We start from the raw sequence: 17,248 nt of genomic DNA on the forward strand, positions 1-17,248 counted from the left end.
GTAACCTTTTTGGAATTAAGTATACTATAAATTGAAAGGTATTTTAAAGAAAAATTTAAAAGCATTGCTTTAAAAATAAGAAATTTGTGTATTTATGTAAAAAAATATTGGGAAAATTTATCACTTTAATATAAATTTGAGAAAAATAGTAACAAAATTTAAATCATTTAAAAAATTAATTTTATTAAAAAAAATATAAAGTTATAAAAAGTTTATTTATCTTAATATAACTTTATATATTTGATTAAACATCTAAATGTTTAACATCTTTAGCATGTGCTTGGATATAATCACGTCTTGGTTCAACCTCATCACCCATGAAAAGATTAAAGGTATCATTAGCACTTTGTGCATCCTCTATAGTGATTTTTAAAAGTCTTCTTACACTTGGATCCATAGTTGTTTCCCAAAGTTGTTCAGGATTCATTTCACCTAAACCCTTATAACGTTGTATAATAGCACCTTTTTTAGCATTAATTTCAACTTCTTCAAGCACTTCTAAAATGTCTTTATTAAATTCTAAACCTCTGTCTTTGATTTTAGCAAAAATATAATTTGCTTCTTCATATAAAGGATGAGTAAAAAGATCTTCATTAATTACAAGTTCTTCTAAACCATTTTGAGTTTGGATAAAAGCTCGAATTTCATTTTCATTAAGAGTGAAATTTAAAATATTATGCCCTTTTGTTTGTAAAAATTCTTTGATATGATGGAATAATTCTTCATTATTATTTTTAGTTAAATGAGAATTTTCTATCATATAACGTATTACAGAAATTACATTAAAACGTTTTTCAAGTTCTTTTAAAACACTACGATATAATGCAACAGTTTTTAAATAATCTTTTAAATCATTTAAACCTATTCCTTCATAATTTAAACCTTCTATACCTGTTTCAATAAGAAATTCATTTAAAGCTTTTTCATCTTTTAAATAAATTTGTTTTTTAGCTTTTTTATAAAGATATAAAGGCGGTTGTGCTAGATAAATATGTCCATTACTAATAAGTTCATTCATAAAACGGAAGAAAAAAGTTAAAAGCAAGGTTTGTATGTGTGATCCATCTACATCAGCATCAGTCATAATGATAATTTTATGATATCTTAATTTTGAAAGATCAAAATCATCTCCTATACCACAACCAAAAGCTGTAATCATATTTTGAATTTGTTCAGATTTTAAAATTTTATCAAATCTTGCTTTTTCAACATTTAAAATTTTACCGCGTAAAGGTAAAATAGCTTGAAAAGATCTTTCCCTACCTTGTTTAGCAGAACCTCCAGCAGAATCTCCTTCTACTAAATATATTTCACTTTCATTAGGATCTTTACTTTGACAATCAGCTAATTTTCCTGGTAAGGTTCCTACACTTAAACTTTCTTTTTTACGCGTTAATTCTCTAGCTTTTTTAGCTGCTTCTCTACCCCTTGCTGCCATTAAAGCTTTATTCATAATAACTTTTGCTTCTATAGGATTTTCTTCAAAATATTTACTTAAATACTCAAAACTTGCTTTTGAAACTATAGGTCTTACATAACTTGATCCAAGTTTTCCCTTAGTTTGACCTTCAAATTGAGGTTCAGGTACTTTTACACTAACTATTGCAATGAGTCCTTCACGTACATCTTCACCAGTGATTTTATTATCTTTTTCTCTAGCACTAGCATTAGCTTCTATATAATTACTAATTACCCTTGTTAAACCCATTCTAAAACCCGCTTCATGTGTTCCACCATCTGGAGTTTTAATATTATTAACAAAAGAAAGTAAGTTTTCATTATAAGTATCATTATAAAGCAAAGCTACTTCAACATTAACATCTTCTTCATCTACACTAAAAAAAATAGCCTTAGTTAAAGCTTGCTTTTTATTAAGATCGCTTACAAATTGTGAAATTCCTCCTTCAAAGTGAAAACTTTCACTCTTAGCTATACGTTCATCTTCAAAATTTATAGTGATTTTTGGATTTAAATATGCAAGTTCTTTAAATCTTTTTGCTAAAATATCATAATTAAATTCAGTAAGTTCAAAAATTTTATCATCGGGCCAAAATTCTATAGTAGTTCCTGTATTTTTACTCTTTCCTATAGTATCAAATTCACTTGTAATTTTACCTTCTGAAAATTCTTGACGATAAATTTCTCCATTTCTTTCAACTGTAGCTACAAGTTTTTTAGATAAAGCATTTACAACAGATACTCCAACACCATGTAAACCCCCTGAAACTTTATAAGTGTCTTTATCGAATTTTCCTCCTGCATGAAGTACGGTTAAAACAACAGTTAAAGTTGGTATATTTTCACTTGGATGTATATCAACAGGAATACCTCTACCATTATCTTTAACTATACAACTTCCTTGAGTTGTAAGTTTTATATCTATAGTATCACAATACCCTGCCATAGCTTCATCAATAGAATTATCAACCACTTCATAAATCATATGATGGAGTCCATTTATGTTTGTATCCCCTATATACATACCTGGACGTTTTCTAACTGCTTCTAAACCTTTTAAAACTTTAATATTATTAGCACTATAATTTTCTTGCATATTCTTCCTTTGTTTTAATTTTTATAAAATTATAGGCATGATAATTACTGATAGCCCTTGAGATTTAACTATAAATGCTGAATTAGGTTCATTTACACCTAGGGTAAATTTTTCTTCTTCTATAGAACTTAAAAAATCAAGTAAATATTTGATTTTTATAATAAGACTAAATTCTTCATCAATAGGACTTTGAATTTGAAGTTCTGTTTTTGCTTCCATATTATCTAAGCTTATACCTTCAAAAATAATTTTATCTTTATTAAAATGCAATTTCATTTTTTCAGTTACAACGCTAATTTTTTTAAGAGAATCTATAAAGTCTTCTGTTGAAAAACTAAGTTCTTGTTTAAAATTTTTTGGAATTACTTTTTCATAATCAGGAAATTTATCATTGATAAGTTTAGTGAAAAATTCAAAATTTTCATTTTTAGCAATAAGCATGTTTTGATCATAAAAAATTTCTATTTTTTCATAAAAGAGTTTTTGCATTTCCATGATAGCTTTTTTAGGAATGCTAAAGCTAAATTCTTGATTATTTGTTTTTTCTAAAGTATAAATAGCAAGGCGTTTTGTATCAGTTCCTACGAAGTTAATTTTATCGGTTTTTATATCTAAAAATGCACCATTTAAAGAGTATTTTGGATTGTTCGTATCAATACTTGGTAATATTTTTTTAAGAGATCTGCTTAAATCATTTGAGTCAATATTGAATTGATTTTTACCTTCTGTATTAGGGAAGTTAGGAAAATCTTCATAATTAAACATAGGAAGTTTATACTTAGTGCTTTTTTGTCTTATAAATAAGAAATTATCTATGGTTTCTAAGATTACTTCTTCATTATTTAAATTTTTAATCACATCACTAATACTTTTTGCATTTGCAGTTGCAAAACCATTTGATTCTATGCGTATTTTTTTTATTTTATAATCAATCCCTATTTCATAATCACTTGCTCTTATGATAAGTTTATCTTCATCAGCATGAAAAAAAAGATGAGAAGTAATGGTACTAGAGTCCTTTTTTTCTACATAAGCATTGCATAAAATTACTGCAGATTCTAAAGTATTTTTATTGATACTTAACTTCATTTTTTCTCCTTGGTTTATTTTAATTTTAAATTTCATTGTAATAATAAGCTTATTGAAATTGTGAAATTTTTCAAAGCAAAATAATCAAATTTGTATTTTATCATACTTTGCTTAATTCTATTTTTTCACATCGCTTTTTATATTTTTCACATTTTTTCACCTAACTTTGACTTTTTACAAGAATTTTATTTTTTAATTCTTCGATTTTTGTTTTTAAATTAGAATCATTTTCTATCATTTCTGTGATTTTTTTAACATTATGTGAAATAGCAGTATGATCTTTCATTTCAAAATAATTAGCAAGTTGTGGCATAGTTAAAGTAGTTAGCGTTCTTGCTAAGTATATGATAATACGTCTTGCTAAGACTATGTTTTGCGTTTTTTTATTTGATTTCACATCACTTGGTTTAATGTTAAATTCTTTACAGATTAAAGATAAAATATCATCTATAGTGATATTTTCTTTTTTTTCTTTAATGTGATCTTTCATCACACTTTTAGCAAGTTCTAGGGTGATTTCTTGTCCTAGTATGGTAGCATAAGCATTTAAACTTATAATAATACCTTCAATTTCTCTTATATTATCCCCTAAAGAAGTGGCTATATAATTTATAATTTCATTAGAAAGATTAATATCATTAAATTCACATTTTTTTCTAATGATAGCTATTTTTGTGTCTAGTTGAGGAGGGGTGATATCAGCTATAATGCCATGTGAAAAGCGACTTTTTAAACGTTCTGTTATGCCTTTTAGCATATTGGGTGGATTATCTGAGGTCATGATAATTTGCCCATCATTGTTTTTGATTTCATTAAAGATGAAAAAAAATTCTTCTTGAATTTTATCAGTTTTTCCTAAAAACTGTACATCATCTATGAGTAAAACATCACAATTTCTGTATTTTTCATGGAATTTGTCTAAGGATCCGTTTTTTAAATTTGAAGTAAAGTCGTTGATAAAATTTTCACTTGTAGCATAAATAACTTTTTTTCCCATTTCTAAACTTGCATTCCCTACTGCTTGAAGTAAATGTGTTTTTCCAAGTCCTGTTGTACCATAGATAAAAATAGGATTATAAAGTTTTCCAAGCTTATCTTTATGAGTGATGGCCTTGCAAGATCCATAAGCGTATTTATTAGAATCTCCCACAACAAAACTTTCAAAGGTAAAAGAAGGATTTAAAATAGTACTTTGTGCTTTAATATGTGCTATATCGATTTTTGAGTTTTTATTGCTTGATTTATTATTTTGTGCTTGTATGTTAATGATGGCTTTATTCCCACTTTGTACCTCATAAAAATAGGCGATTTTTTTACTGTATTTTGTTTGTATGAATTTGGCCATGAGTTCATTAGGAGCGTTAAAAACTAAAAGATCTGCTTTGCTTTGTTTTTCATTGAATTTCAAACTTGAAATATAATTTTCGTATTCGTTTTTGCTTAATTCTTTTTTGAAATTTTCAAGTATTTGACTTGGATCCATAAACTCTCTTTAAAATTTTTACTTAAAAATTTTATCTTAAATTTTATAAAAAAAGATTAAAATTTGTTTTTATTATTGTTTAAAGGTATCAAATTTGAAGATTTTAGGTATAGATCCAGGATCAAGAAATTGTGGTTATGCTATCATAGAGCTTAATAAAACTAAAAAAACCCTTATAGAAGCAGGACTTATAAAGATAAAACCTAGCACTTTACAATACCAAATCACAGAGCTTTGTGAAGGCTTAGATCTTATTTTTAAAAACCATTCTTTTGATGAGGTGGCTATAGAAGATATCTTTTTTGCTTACAATCCAAAAAGTGTTTTAAAACTCGCACAATTTCGCGGAGCTTTGTCTTTAAAAATTTTACAAATTCATGGAGACTTTAAAGAATACACTCCCTTACAAGTTAAAAAAGCCGTTACAGGTAAGGCTAAAGCAAGTAAAGAACAAGTTGCTTTTATGGTAAAAAGACTTTTAGGACTTAGTAAGGATATCAAGCCTTTAGACATTACTGATGCTATTGCTATAGCTTTAACTCACGCAGCCAATTTAAGAATCAAAGTTTAATTTTTTTAAGTTGGAACAGAATTTGCTTTTAAATCCTCAAACGTAAAAGCTTTTTTTAAGTTTAAAACATAAAAAGCAATATTTTATAAAGGATTAAAAATGATGAGATCACTTTGGTCGGGTGTGAGTGGACTACAAGGACACCAAGTTGCAATGGATGTTGAGGGTAATAATATCGCAAATGTAAATACAACAGGTTTTAAATACTCTCGTGCAGACTTTGGCACTATGTTTAGTCAAACTGTTAAAATCGCTACGGCTCCAACTGATGGAAGAGGAGGGCAAAATCCCCTTCAAATAGGACTTGGAACTTCAGTTAATTCAACGACTAGAATACATTCTCAAGGTTCAGTACAAACTACGGATAAAAATACTGATGTGGCTATTAATGGGGATGGATTTTTTATGGTAAGTGATGATGGGGGCCTTACTAATTATCTTACGCGTTCTGGGGATTTTAAACTTGATGCTTATGGGAATTTTGTAAACAATGCAGGCTTTGTTGTACAAGGTTGGAATATCAACTGGGATGATCAAACCATAGACAGTTCAAGAAGCCCACAAAATATTTTTATAGATCCTGGTATGCATATCCCTGCGGCAAAATCTACTGAAGTAGCCATTAAAGCCAATCTTAATAGCGGGCTTAACATAGGAACTTCAAGTAGAAATCTTTATGCTCTTGATTCAGTACATGGTTGGAATAAAAGAATAAGCAAAGCTGAAGATGAAAACGATCCAGGAACAACACAATTTTACACTACTTCTAAAAATTCTGTAGAAGTAACTGAAAAAGGAGTGGATGCAGGATCGCTTTTTAATGCTAAAGGACAAGGGTTAAATCTAAGAGATGGACAAGGTATTTGGGTAAGTTTTGCAGATGCAAAATTTACTACTAATCAAACAGGAACAGTTTTTGATGAGAATGATAAAAAAGCACAAACTAATGTAATTTTTTGGGGTAATAAAGATAAAAAAGTAACCCTAGATATAACCTTAAATGGGGTAAAAATTCAAAATGATAGTATTGCAAGTTTAGATGAAGCTATAGCTTATATCAATACTTTCACCGCTCCAACTGATACTAGGGATGGAACAGGGGTAAGAGCAGTTAAAAAGGCTGATGGTTCAGGCATAGAATTTATCAATGATAATAGCAATGGCACCACAGACAATATGAAAAATATTAATTTAACTGTAAATAATGGAAATACAGCAGGTGAGCTTGCTACTATTAATATGAAAAATGGCAATAATGATGAATTTGATTGGGATAATGTACAATTAACACCTATTAATGGAAATAGCAATTGGGTTAAGACTCAAGCAAATCAAAATAATGGAAATAGTGTGCAAATCATTACAGCCCATAAATATATTTATAGTTCAAGCCCTGTGAGCTTGCCTCCTATGTATAATCCTGATGGGGGTCCTTCTTTTAGTACCGCAGGAGGAGCTAATTTAACCGATCCTGCATCTAAAAATTATAGAGATGCTCTTAATGGAGGACTTTTAAATACAAATGCAAGAACTTTTAGAACCACAGAGGATTTAAGAGAGCTCTTACAAAGAGATGCTAGATATGGGGTAGATTATAGTGGTAATGGTAAATTAGATCTTAATGAAGATGTAAATCAAGGCGTAAAGGTTGTGGTTAATGAAAACGGACATTTTGCCATCTCTAATACTAAAGAAAGCTCTACCATACCAGCTGGTGGAAAAGGTGTAAATGGAGTTGGCAATAATCCTATTCCAGCAAATGATACTCTTGTTGGACCAAAAAATATGAATTTTAGCGTTACTGCTTATACCAACAAAGAAGGAACAGTAAGCAGAAATGATGCTTTTACAGCTATATTTAAGGCTTGGGATGGTCCTTTAGTAACAGGAGCTTCTATTAAAGAAAGTGAACAACTCAAACTCAGCGCTTTTTCAGCAGGGCTTGAAATTTATGATTCTTTAGGTACAAAACATACCTTAGAAGTACAATTTGTTAAGCAAAGCACTACTCAAGATGGGGGTAATGAATGGCAAATGATTATCCGTGTGCCTGAACCTGCAGAAATCAATGCCACAGGAGAAGGTCCAAATAACATAGTAGTAGGAACAGCAAGATTTAACAATGATGGATCTTTAGCAAGTTATAGTCCAAAAACTATAAGTTTTTCTCCAAATAACGGAGCTGCTCCAAACCAACAAATCAAGCTTTCTTTTGGAACTAGTGGAAGCAATGATGGTCTTGTAAGTTCTAATTCTGCTTCAACCCTAACAGGTCAAGCAACTGATGGTTATCCTTCAGGAAATTTAAAACCAGATGCCATACGTGTGGATGATAAAGGAAATATCTTAGGTGAGTTTACCAATGGCAAAACCTTTGCCGTAGCAAAAATAGCCATGGCTTCAGTAGCAAATAACTCAGGTCTTGAAGAAATAGGTGGCAATCTTTTTAAAGTAACTGCAAATAGTGGCAATATAGTAGTAGGTGAAGCAGGAACAGGAGGTAGGGGTGAAATGAAAACTGCAGCCCTTGAAATGTCAAATGTGGATTTAAGCCGTTCTTTAACCCAACTTATCATAGTTCAAAGAGGTTATCAAGCAAATTCTAAAACCATTTCAACAAGTGATCAAATGTTACAAACCTTAATACAGCTTAAACAATAAGCTTTAGAATTTATAAAATATTGTTTTTTCTCCCTTAAAAGGGAGAGCCTTGTTTTACAAGTCTATCTTGGTAGCTTTGTAATACTAGGCTTAGACTTGAACTGCCTTCAATTTATTGCTAACTCGCTTCTATTAAGGAAGTGAGTTGCGATAAAAATGTAAAAATCCTCATAAATAATGCAAATTTAACTTTACTTTTACTTTTTAAAGATAAAATAGTCAATATTTTTATAGAAAGGAGAAAAAATGTCTTATATCACTTTTATACTTTCTCCTTTTTATATGCGTGCTTGGCACGCTTAATCTTACTTAATCTTATTATATATAAATTCTTCATATTTTAGTTTAAAGCACAAAGCTTTTTTTATATTTTTTAATTTATACAAAGGATAAAAATGAATTTTAGTAAAGAAACTTTAGCATTACATGGATCTTATGATTTTGATACTCAAAGAAGTATTAGTGTGCCTATATATCAAAATACTGCTTATAATTTTGAAAATTTAGCTCAAGCTCAAGCACGTTTTAATCTTAAAGAATTAGGCAATATTTATTCAAGGATAAGTAATCCTACAAGCGATGTTTTAGGACAAAGACTTGCTAGTATTGAAGGTGGGGCTTTTGGAGTTGTTGTTTCTAGTGGTATGGCAGCTTGTTTTTATGCTCTTATTAATCTAGCAAAATGTGGGGATAATATAGCTTATTCAAACAAGCTTTATGGGGGAACCCAAACTTTGATTTCTCATACTCTTAAAAATTTTGGTATACAAGCAAGAGAATTTGATATAGATGATATAAAGACTTTAGAAAAAATTATAGATCAAAACACAAAAGCCATTTTTTTTGAAAGCCTTTCAAATCCTCAAATTGCTATAGCCGATATAGAAAAAATCACCCATTTAGCAAAAAAACATAATATCCTTACCATATGTGATAATACTGTTGCAACCCCTTATTTATTGCAACCTTTTAAATTTGGAGTAGATATTATAGTGCATAGTTTATCCAAATATGTCAATGGGCAAGGCAGTGCTTTAGGTGGGGTGCTTATAGAAAGAAATAATTTAAATGATTTGCTTAAAAACAATGAAAAATATCAAGCCTTTAATACCCCTGATCCTAGTTATCATGGATTAAATTTAAACACTCTTGATTTGCCTATTTTTAGCATTAAAATCATGATTACTTATCTTAGGGATTTAGGAGCTAGTTTAGCTCCACAAAATGCATGGTTGCTTTTACAAGGACTTGAAACTTTAGCTTTACGCATAGAAAAGCACAGTAAAAATGCTCAAGAAATTGCTCATTTTTTAAATTCTCATCCTGATATTAAAGGGGTAAATTATCCTGCTTTAGAAAATAATGCTTATTATCATTTATTTAAAAAGTATTTTGATAAAAATTTAGCTAGTGGTCTTTTAAGTTTTGAAGCTAAAGATTATGAACATGCTAAAAGCATTTGCAATAAAACCAAACTCTTTTTGCTTGCTGCAAATTTAGGCGATAGCAAGTCTTTAATCATACATCCTGCCTCAACCACTCATTCACAACTTAGTGAAGAAGAACTTAAAAAAGCAGGCATAAGTAAGGCTACTTTACGTTTGAGTATAGGACTTGAAAATGCTCATGATTTAATACAGGATTTAAAACAAGCCATAAAAGATTAAAATTTTTTAAGCTTAATTTTTGTGTTTTAGGCAAAGAATTTTTGAAATTTTATGGTAATTAATTTAAAAGGAGAAAAAATGCCACTTATTATTCCAGAAAATATACCTGCTTATGAGCTTTTAAAAGATCATGCTTTTATCATGGGATCAAGGAGGGCAAAGCATCAAGATATACGTCCACAAGAAATTTTAATCATCAATCTCATGCCAAAAAAAATCGAAACAGAAAATCAAATTTTAAGTTTACTTGCAAATTCTCCTTTGCAAGTAAATATTACCCTTTTAGCTACTGCTACTTATATAGGTAAAAACACTTCTATAACGCATTTGGAAAAATTTTATAAAAGCATTAAAGAATGTAAAAAATATAGATTTGATGGTGCTATTGTTACTGGAGCTCCTGTAGAACAAATGGAATTTGAAAAAGTTGCTTACTGGGAAGAATTACTAGAAATTTTTGATTTTTTAAGATCAAATGTTACAAGTACCATGTATATTTGTTGGGGTGCTATGGCTGCTTTAAAGCATTTTTATGGTATAGATAAAGTTATTTTAAATAAGAAAATTTTTGGGGTTTATAAACATGATAAAATTGTACCTGATTTGCTTTTGACTAATTTAGATGAAAAAGTTTTAATGCCTCATTCAAGGCATTCTAGTATGGATGAAGCACAAATTTTATCCTTACAAAAGCAAGGAAAAATAAAAGTTTTACTTAAAAATAAAAAAATAGGTTCAGCCTTATTAAGAGATGAGAAGGATATTTTTATTTTAGGGCATTTAGAGTATTTTAAAGATACCTTGCATCAAGAATACATAAGAGATAATTTCATGCAAAAAGCCAAAAATTATTATGATAAAAATGGCAATATAAAATATCATTGGCGTTCAAATGCTAATACCATTTTTTCTAATTGGTTAAATTATGATGTTTATCAAAGTACTCCTTTTGTGCTTTGATAAAGCTAACTTATAATAAAGCTTGCTTTTTCAATTATTCTAAAAGCAATTTTTTATATAATTTGTAAAAATTTTTAATAAGGAAATTTCATGCTTTATGGAGAAAAAGAAATCAAAGAATTTGATGTAGAGAATATGGAAATTTGGCCCAATGAGGCTAAAAATGATTATATTATAAAAATCACTTTGCCTGAATTTATGTGTTTTTGTCCTCGTTCGGGTTATCCTGATTTTGCAAAGATTTATCTTGAATACATACCTGATCAATTTGTTATTGAACTTAAGGCTATAAAATTATACATTAATACTTTCATGCATAAAAATGTTTCACATGAAGCAAGTATTAATGAAATTTATACTACTTTAAAAGAAAAATTAAAACCAAAATGGATCAAAGTTGTAGGAGATTTTAATCCACGCGGAAATGTTCACACCCTTATAGAATGTCGTAGTGATATTGTAATTCCAAAAAGTGAGTAAAATATTCGCATATTTATTTAAAAAATAAAATTTTTTGGATAAATAAAGCATAGGTTTTTCTAAAAGGTATATAATGTAAAGATTTTAAAAATCTTAATTAAATAATGTTTTGAAGGAGATAATTTATGAATAAAAAATTATTAAGTGCGTTTTCTAGTCTTTTTTTATTTACGAATTTGGCTTTAGCTGATGAAAATTCTGGTTTTTTTATAGGTGCTGATGCGGCTTGGATGCATGCTCAAGTAAAAAGTAATCTTGATCATAAAGGAGGTTTAGCTAAGGCTGCTATCTTTAATGGAGATGTTTCAGGGAATATTCCTGTATTTGGCTTAAGAATAGGCTATCGTTTAAATCAAACTCATAGGATTTATTCTGCTTATAATTATTCAGATGAATTTAGCGATTTGATTAAAGTACCTTCGTTTGAAATACAGGGTAATTTTACTACGCATAAGTTTTTATTAGGTTATGATTTTACTCCTAAGCTTTTTGAAAGCACAAGAGCAGTTTTAGGTGGGTATTTAGGTTATGCAAAAACTAATATTGATTTAAAAACTTCTTTTTCATCTTTAGGTAGAAATTTTGATGGTTTTGTATATGGGCTTAAAGCAGGTGCAATGTATGAGTTAAATCAAAACAATGAAGTAGAACTAGGCTTTAAAGCAGAACAAATAAGTTATAATTCTAAGAATTTTTATCAAAAAGAAGTGGGATCGAATTTTTATAATCCTACCCAAAGAAATTATGGAGTATATTTAGCTTATAATTACAAATTCTAATGCAAGTTTAACTTGCATTATCTTAACTTCCTCCTATAAAATACTTTTCTACATCATCAAGTAATTTTTCACAAATTTGAGAATCTGTGGTTTTTTCTACTACAAGATTGATATTGGTTTTAGTATCTCTAAAGCTTCCTGCTGATTTTGAATTTTCGCGATCTAATTTTTGATTTTCTTTAGTGTATTCTATAGTGATATTAAATTTAAGAGAAGCACTTGCTTCGCCTAGATTGGTTTTTATATTGACATTCATTTTAGATGCTTTAGCTAAAGTGGCTTGGGTTTTATTTGTGATTTCTTTAAAGCGTTGGCAAGAACGAATTAGAGTAGAAATGAATTTATTATCAAGTTCTTCATAAGCAAGTTTTAATTTATTTTTAATATCTTTTGCACTTTCTTTTTCAGGTGCTATAAATACCATATAAAAACCATTTTTTATAGGTATATTATCACTTTTCGTGTCGCGTCCACTTGCCATAACCTTAACATAAATGGCATTATCAAGATAAACACGATCTACCATAGGACCATAAATTTCATATTCTTTTTTACGGACTATTACTTCACGAGCTAAGACATTTAATTTTACATTAGCTTCATGGATAATAGGTTCCATTTCTTTTTTAATTTCTAAGAGTTCTTTTAGCATTAAAGATCCTTTTTTTGTTACTTAAAATAACAATTATATCAATATTTCATTAATTTATGAATTTTTTGTAAACACGTTTACTAAAAGTATGTTAAATTAAAAGTACATTTTTATAACACTTAAAACAAGGAGGATAAAAAAGATGAAACAAAACAATTATAAAATTCCAAATTCAGCTTATACTAAAAAACAACAAAGTAAACATACTAACCTACTGCTGCAACTTTCTACTCTAAACTAAACTTTTATTTTTATCATTAAATTTTTATATTTTTTATCATTGATTTTAAGTTTTTGAATTTTTTAAATTCATTAAGTTTATTTTTTAAAAAGGATTAAATTATGAAAGATAACAAAATTATTATTTTTGACACTACTTTACGTGATGGTGAACAAGCTTTAGGCACTTCATTAAATATGAATCAAAAATTACAAATTGCCTTAGCCCTTGAAAATTTAGGGGTTGATGTTATAGAAGCAGGTTTTCCTGTATCTTCACAAGGCGATTTTAAAGCCGTACAAAATATAGCTTCAAAGGTGAAAAATTCTACCGTTTGTGCACTTTGTAGGGCTTTAGATAAGGATATAGATGCAGCTTATGAAAGTTTAAAAGTGGCTTCTCATTTTAGAATTCATACTTTTATCGCCACTTCAAATTTGCACATACAAGATAAGTTAAAAAAAGATTTTGATGAAATTTTAAATATGGCTAAAAAAGCTATACTTAGGGCAAGATCTTATACAGATGATGTAGAATTTTCTTGCGAGGATGCAGGAAGAACTTCTATAGATAATCTTTGTTTTATGGTTGAAAATGCCATAAAAGCAGGAGCTACAACTATAAATATCCCAGATACAGTAGGTTATACTTTACCAGCTGAGTTTGCAAATATTATAAAAAATTTATTTAATAGGGTTCCAAATATAGATAAAGCAGTTATTTCTGTGCATTGTCACAATGATTTAGGCATGGCAACAGGTAATAGCTTAAGTGCTATTTTAGAAGGTGCTAGGCAAATAGAATGTACTATAAATGGACTTGGAGAAAGGGCAGGAAATTGTGCTTTAGAAGAAGTGGTTATGGCTATAAAAGTTAGAAAAGATTATTTAAAGGGTTTTTATACTGATATTAAATGTGAAAATATTGCTAAAACTTCAAAATTAGTTTCAGCTATTACTAATGAAAGCATACCATCACACAAGGCTATAGTTGGAAGCAATGCCTTTTCTCATAGCTCAGGTATTCATCAAGATGGGGTACTTAAAAATAGAAAAACTTATGAGATTATAGATCCTAAAAGTATAGGATTTCATGAAAATCGTATGTTAATGACAGCAAGAAGTGGTAGGGCTATGATAAAAACCTGTCTTGAAAATTTAGGTTATAGCGAAAAAACTTATAATTTAGATGATGTTTATGAAAATTTCTTAAAACTTGCAGATAAAAAAGGGCAAGTGTATGATTATGATTTAGAAGCTTTAATGTTTTTAAGTTGTGAAAATGAAGAAGAACATGAGTTTAAACTTGAAAAATTAAATGTTATTAGCGGAAGCATGCCTACTGCTTGTGTGTGTATGCGTATAAAAGAAGAGTTAAAAACTCAAGCTTGTATAGGAAATGGACCTATTGAAGCTGTGTTTAATTGTATTGCTAAGCTTACTGATTTAGAATCTGTTTTAAAAGCTTATACTATTAATGCTAAAAGTTCAGGTGTAGATGCTCAAGGTCAAGTGGATGTTGATTTAGAATTTCAAGGGAGAAAATTCCATGGCAAAGGCATTTCAACAGATGTTATAGAAGCTTCAGCGCAAGCTTTTATTAGTGCTTATAATGCGATTTATCGTTCTTTAAAAGTACAAGAAAGAAAAATGGCATGAAAAACTATAAAATAGCAGTTTTAGCAGGCGATGGCATAGGACCTTTAATCATGAAAGAGGCTTTAAAAATTTTAGATTTTATCGCAGACAAATATGCTTTTAAATTAGAATTAAACCATGCTAAAATAGGCGGGGCAAGTATAGATGCTTATGGGGTAGCTTTAAGCGATGAAACTTTAAAACTTTGCGAGCAAAGTGATGCGATTTTATTTGGTTGTGTGGGTGGACCTAAGTGGGATAATTTACCTATAGATAAAAGACCTGAAAGATCTTCACTTTTGCCTTTAAGAAAACATTTTAATTTATTTGCCAATTTGCGTCCTTGCACCATTTATAAAAGTTTAAAACATATTTCGCCTTTAAAAGATGAAATCATCCAAAAAGATATAGATATTTTATGTGTTAGAGAACTTACAGGAGGAATTTATTTTGGTAAGCAAGAATTAAATCAAGAAAGTGCTTATGATACAGAAAGTTATTCTAAAGAAGAGATAAAAAGAATAGCTCATGTTGCTTTTAAAAGTGCAAGATTAAGAAGAAAAAAAGTACACTTAATCGATAAAGCAAATGTTTTATCCACTTCTATTTTATGGCGTGAAGTGGTTAAAGAAGTGGCTAAAGAGTATGAAGATATTAGCTTAGAATACATGTATGTAGATAATGCAGCCATGCAAATTATAAAAAATCCTAGTATGTTTGATGTTATGCTTTGTTCTAATCTTTTTGGAGATATTTTAAGCGATGAATTAGCTGCTATTAGTGGATCTTTGGGTTTGCTTTGTTCTGCAAGTTTAAATGATAAAGCTTTTGGGCTTTATGAACCAGCAGGAGGAAGTGCGCCTGATATAGCCCATTTAAATATAGCCAATCCCATAGCTCAAATTTTAAGTGCAGCTTTAATGTTAAAATATACCTTTAAAGAAGAAAAAGCAGCACAAGATATACAAGATGCTGTTGCTTTAGCCTTAGAACATGGAAAAATGACTAAAGATTTAAACCCTAAATTGTATTTAAATACTGATGAAATGGGTACTTATATATTAAAGCTTTTAAAGGAGAGTAAAAATGGCTAAGACTTTATATGAAAAAGTATTTGATTCTCATGTGATTTATCAAGCTGAAAATGAATTGCCTACCCTTTACATTGATAGGCATTTAATCCATGAAGTAACAAGCCCTCAAGCTTTTTGGGGTCTTAAAGCAGCTAAACGTAAAATGGCAAGAGCAGATTTGACTTTAGCAACTATAGATCATGATGTTTCTACTAAAAGTACGCATTTAGATGCTTGTTCAAATATGGCTAAAGAGCAAATTACAACTTTAATGCAAAATACTAAGGAATTTGGAATAAGACTTTTAGGTCTTGGTGATAAAAATCAAGGTATAGTTCATATAGTAAGCCCTGAACTTGGTTTTACTTTACCAGGCATTACTTTAGTATGTGGGGATTCACATACTGCAACGCATGGGGCTTTTGGGGCTTTAGCCTTTGGTATAGGTACTAGTGAAGTTGAGCATGTTATGGCAACTCAAACCTTAAAACAAGCAAAGCTTAAAACCATGAAAATAGAATGCAAAGGTAGTTTTCAAAAAGGGGTTTATGCAAAAGATTTGATTTTGTATTTAATAGCAAAATACGGCACAGCTAAAGGTACAGGTTATGCTATAGAATTTTGCGGAGAATTGATAGAAAATTTAAGTATGGAAGCTAGAATGACACTTTGTAATATGGCTATAGAATTTGGAGCTAAAGTGGGTATGATAGCGCCTGATGAGATTACTTTTGAATATATTAAAAATAGAGAATTTGCACCTAAGGCACAAGAATTTGATCAATACTGCGAGCAATGGAAGAAATTAAAAAGCGATAAAGATGCAAAATACGATGAAGTTATTGTTCTTGATGCGAGTGAAATCAAACCTCAAATCAGCTATGGAACCAATCCTTCTCAAGTGATTGCTATAGATGAAAATATTCCAAAAATGAGTGATTTTAAAAATCAAAGCGAGCAAAAGTCTTTGCTTGATGCTTTAGCTTATGTGAATTTAAATCAAGATCAAAGCTTAAAAGGGGTAAAAATTGATATCGTTTTTATAGGATCTTGTACAAATGGGCGTTTAGAAGATCTAAAAATTGCTGCTGATATTTTAAAAGGACGTAAAATTCACAAAGACATAAAAGCTTTAGTTGTTCCTGGTTCAATGCAGGTAAAAAAAGAAGCTGAAAATTTAGGGCTTGATAAAATTTTTATTGATGCAGGTTGTGAATGGAGGTATGCAGGGTGTTCTATGTGTCTTGGTATGAATGATGATAAAGCAGGTCCTGGGCAAAGAGTGGCTTCAACTTCAAATCGTAATTTTGTAGGAAGACAAGGCAAAGGATCCATTACTCATTTAATGAGTCCTGCAAGTGCAGCTGCTTGTGCCATAGAAGGTGCTATTTGTGATAATAGAAAATATTTAGGAGTTTAATT

13 protein-coding genes are annotated in these 17,248 nt (G+C 29.5%); 9 read left to right on the forward strand and 4 right to left on the reverse strand.

The genetic code is table 11. The annotated features are described in order from the left end of the window. Positions 1–244: 244 nt before the first annotated feature. The 3 genes from gyrB to dnaA all read right to left on the reverse strand — a co-directional run bounded on the left by gyrB (position 245) and on the right by dnaA (position 5,126). Positions 245–2,554 (reverse strand): DNA topoisomerase (ATP-hydrolyzing) subunit B, encoded by a 2,310-nt coding sequence (gene gyrB / locus A2J15_RS05950; RefSeq protein WP_066779190.1) that lies wholly within the window; start codon positions 2,552–2,554, stop codon positions 245–247. A gap of 21 nt (positions 2,555–2,575) precedes the next feature. After that, a complete protein-coding gene (gene dnaN, locus A2J15_RS05955; RefSeq protein ID WP_066779193.1) occupies positions 2,576–3,643 on the reverse strand; it encodes a DNA polymerase III subunit beta in 1,068 nt (355 codons plus the stop codon). 160 nt (positions 3,644–3,803) lie between these two features. After that, positions 3,804–5,126, reverse strand: a complete 1,323-nt coding sequence (gene dnaA, locus A2J15_RS05960; RefSeq protein WP_066779196.1) for a chromosomal replication initiator protein DnaA — start codon at positions 5,124–5,126, stop codon at positions 3,804–3,806. A gap of 94 nt (positions 5,127–5,220) precedes the next feature. Between dnaA and ruvC the strand changes: the two genes are divergently transcribed. From ruvC to A2J15_RS05990, 6 genes are all read left to right on the forward strand, one after another. Then, complete coding sequence (gene ruvC, locus A2J15_RS05965; RefSeq protein ID WP_066779204.1) at positions 5,221–5,697, forward strand: crossover junction endodeoxyribonuclease RuvC; 477 nt, start codon at positions 5,221–5,223, stop codon at positions 5,695–5,697. A gap of 99 nt (positions 5,698–5,796) precedes the next feature. Beyond that, entirely contained in the window at positions 5,797–8,358 is a 2,562-nt protein-coding gene (gene flgE / locus A2J15_RS05970) for a flagellar hook protein FlgE (RefSeq protein ID WP_066779207.1), read from the forward strand. A gap of 395 nt (positions 8,359–8,753) precedes the next feature. Beyond that, positions 8,754–10,025, forward strand: coding sequence for an aminotransferase class I/II-fold pyridoxal phosphate-dependent enzyme (locus A2J15_RS05975; RefSeq protein WP_066779210.1), 1,272 nt, complete (start codon positions 8,754–8,756; stop codon positions 10,023–10,025). A gap of 78 nt (positions 10,026–10,103) precedes the next feature. Next, positions 10,104–10,985 (forward strand): homoserine O-acetyltransferase/O-succinyltransferase family protein, encoded by an 882-nt coding sequence (locus A2J15_RS05980; RefSeq protein WP_066779213.1) that lies wholly within the window; start codon positions 10,104–10,106, stop codon positions 10,983–10,985. 90 nt (positions 10,986–11,075) lie between these two features. Next, positions 11,076–11,465, forward strand: coding sequence for a preQ(1) synthase (gene queF / locus A2J15_RS05985; protein WP_066779215.1), 390 nt, complete (start codon positions 11,076–11,078; stop codon positions 11,463–11,465). Positions 11,466–11,590: 125 nt separating this feature from the next. Then, on the forward strand, positions 11,591–12,244 hold the full coding sequence (locus A2J15_RS05990) for an outer membrane beta-barrel protein (protein ID WP_066779217.1): 654 nt from the start codon (positions 11,591–11,593) through the stop codon (positions 12,242–12,244). 22 nt (positions 12,245–12,266) lie between these two features. On the opposite strand, the gene A2J15_RS05995 is transcribed toward A2J15_RS05990, so the two are convergent. Then, positions 12,267–12,896 carry a hypothetical protein gene (locus tag A2J15_RS05995; protein WP_066779221.1) on the reverse strand — a complete coding sequence of 210 codons (630 nt, stop codon included), beginning with the start codon at positions 12,894–12,896 and terminating at the stop codon, positions 12,267–12,269. Positions 12,897–13,238: 342 nt separating this feature from the next. On the opposite strand from A2J15_RS05995, the gene leuA reads away from it, so the two are divergent. The 3 genes from leuA to leuC are packed head-to-tail and all read left to right on the forward strand — an operon-like array spanning position 13,239 to position 17,246. After that, entirely contained in the window at positions 13,239–14,774 is a 1,536-nt protein-coding gene (leuA, locus tag A2J15_RS06000) for a 2-isopropylmalate synthase (protein WP_066779224.1), read from the forward strand. Next, positions 14,771–15,847, forward strand: coding sequence for a 3-isopropylmalate dehydrogenase (leuB, locus tag A2J15_RS06005; RefSeq protein WP_066779227.1), 1,077 nt, complete (start codon positions 14,771–14,773; stop codon positions 15,845–15,847). The genes leuA and leuB overlap by 4 nt, the downstream gene beginning before the upstream one ends. After that, positions 15,840–17,246: a 3-isopropylmalate dehydratase large subunit gene (gene leuC / locus A2J15_RS06010; protein ID WP_066779229.1), complete on the forward strand. Its 1,407-nt coding sequence runs from the start codon at positions 15,840–15,842 to the stop codon at positions 17,244–17,246. Before leuB ends, leuC begins: the two co-directional genes overlap by 8 nt. Positions 17,247–17,248 lie beyond the last annotated feature (2 nt).

It is taken from the genome of Campylobacter hepaticus (assembly GCF_001687475.2).
Taxonomy (GTDB): Bacteria; Campylobacterota; Campylobacteria; order Campylobacterales; family Campylobacteraceae; genus Campylobacter_D; species Campylobacter_D hepaticus.

What these genes read in the sequence shown, in the direction of transcription:
- dnaA (WP_066779196.1), bottom strand. Translation starts at nt 5,126, where the DNA reads ATGGATCCAAGTCAAATACTTGAAAATTTCAAAAAAGAATTAAGCAAA.
- flgE (WP_066779207.1), top strand. Translation starts at nt 5,797, where the DNA reads ATGATGAGATCACTTTGGTCGGGTGTGAGTGGACTACAAGGACACCAA.
- leuA (WP_066779224.1), top strand. Translation starts at nt 13,239, where the DNA reads ATGAAAGATAACAAAATTATTATTTTTGACACTACTTTACGTGATGGT.
- queF (WP_066779215.1), top strand. Translation starts at nt 11,076, where the DNA reads ATGCTTTATGGAGAAAAAGAAATCAAAGAATTTGATGTAGAGAATATG.
- leuB (WP_066779227.1), top strand. Translation starts at nt 14,771, where the DNA reads ATGAAAAACTATAAAATAGCAGTTTTAGCAGGCGATGGCATAGGACCT.
- A2J15_RS05975 (WP_066779210.1), top strand. Translation starts at nt 8,754, where the DNA reads ATGAATTTTAGTAAAGAAACTTTAGCATTACATGGATCTTATGATTTT.
- dnaN (WP_066779193.1), bottom strand. Translation starts at nt 3,643, where the DNA reads ATGAAGTTAAGTATCAATAAAAATACTTTAGAATCTGCAGTAATTTTA.
- leuC (WP_066779229.1), top strand. Translation starts at nt 15,840, where the DNA reads ATGGCTAAGACTTTATATGAAAAAGTATTTGATTCTCATGTGATTTAT.
- A2J15_RS05995 (WP_066779221.1), bottom strand. Translation starts at nt 12,896, where the DNA reads ATGCTAAAAGAACTCTTAGAAATTAAAAAAGAAATGGAACCTATTATC.
- gyrB (WP_066779190.1), bottom strand. Translation starts at nt 2,554, where the DNA reads ATGCAAGAAAATTATAGTGCTAATAATATTAAAGTTTTAAAAGGTTTA.
- A2J15_RS05980 (WP_066779213.1), top strand. Translation starts at nt 10,104, where the DNA reads ATGCCACTTATTATTCCAGAAAATATACCTGCTTATGAGCTTTTAAAA.
- A2J15_RS05990 (WP_066779217.1), top strand. Translation starts at nt 11,591, where the DNA reads ATGAATAAAAAATTATTAAGTGCGTTTTCTAGTCTTTTTTTATTTACG.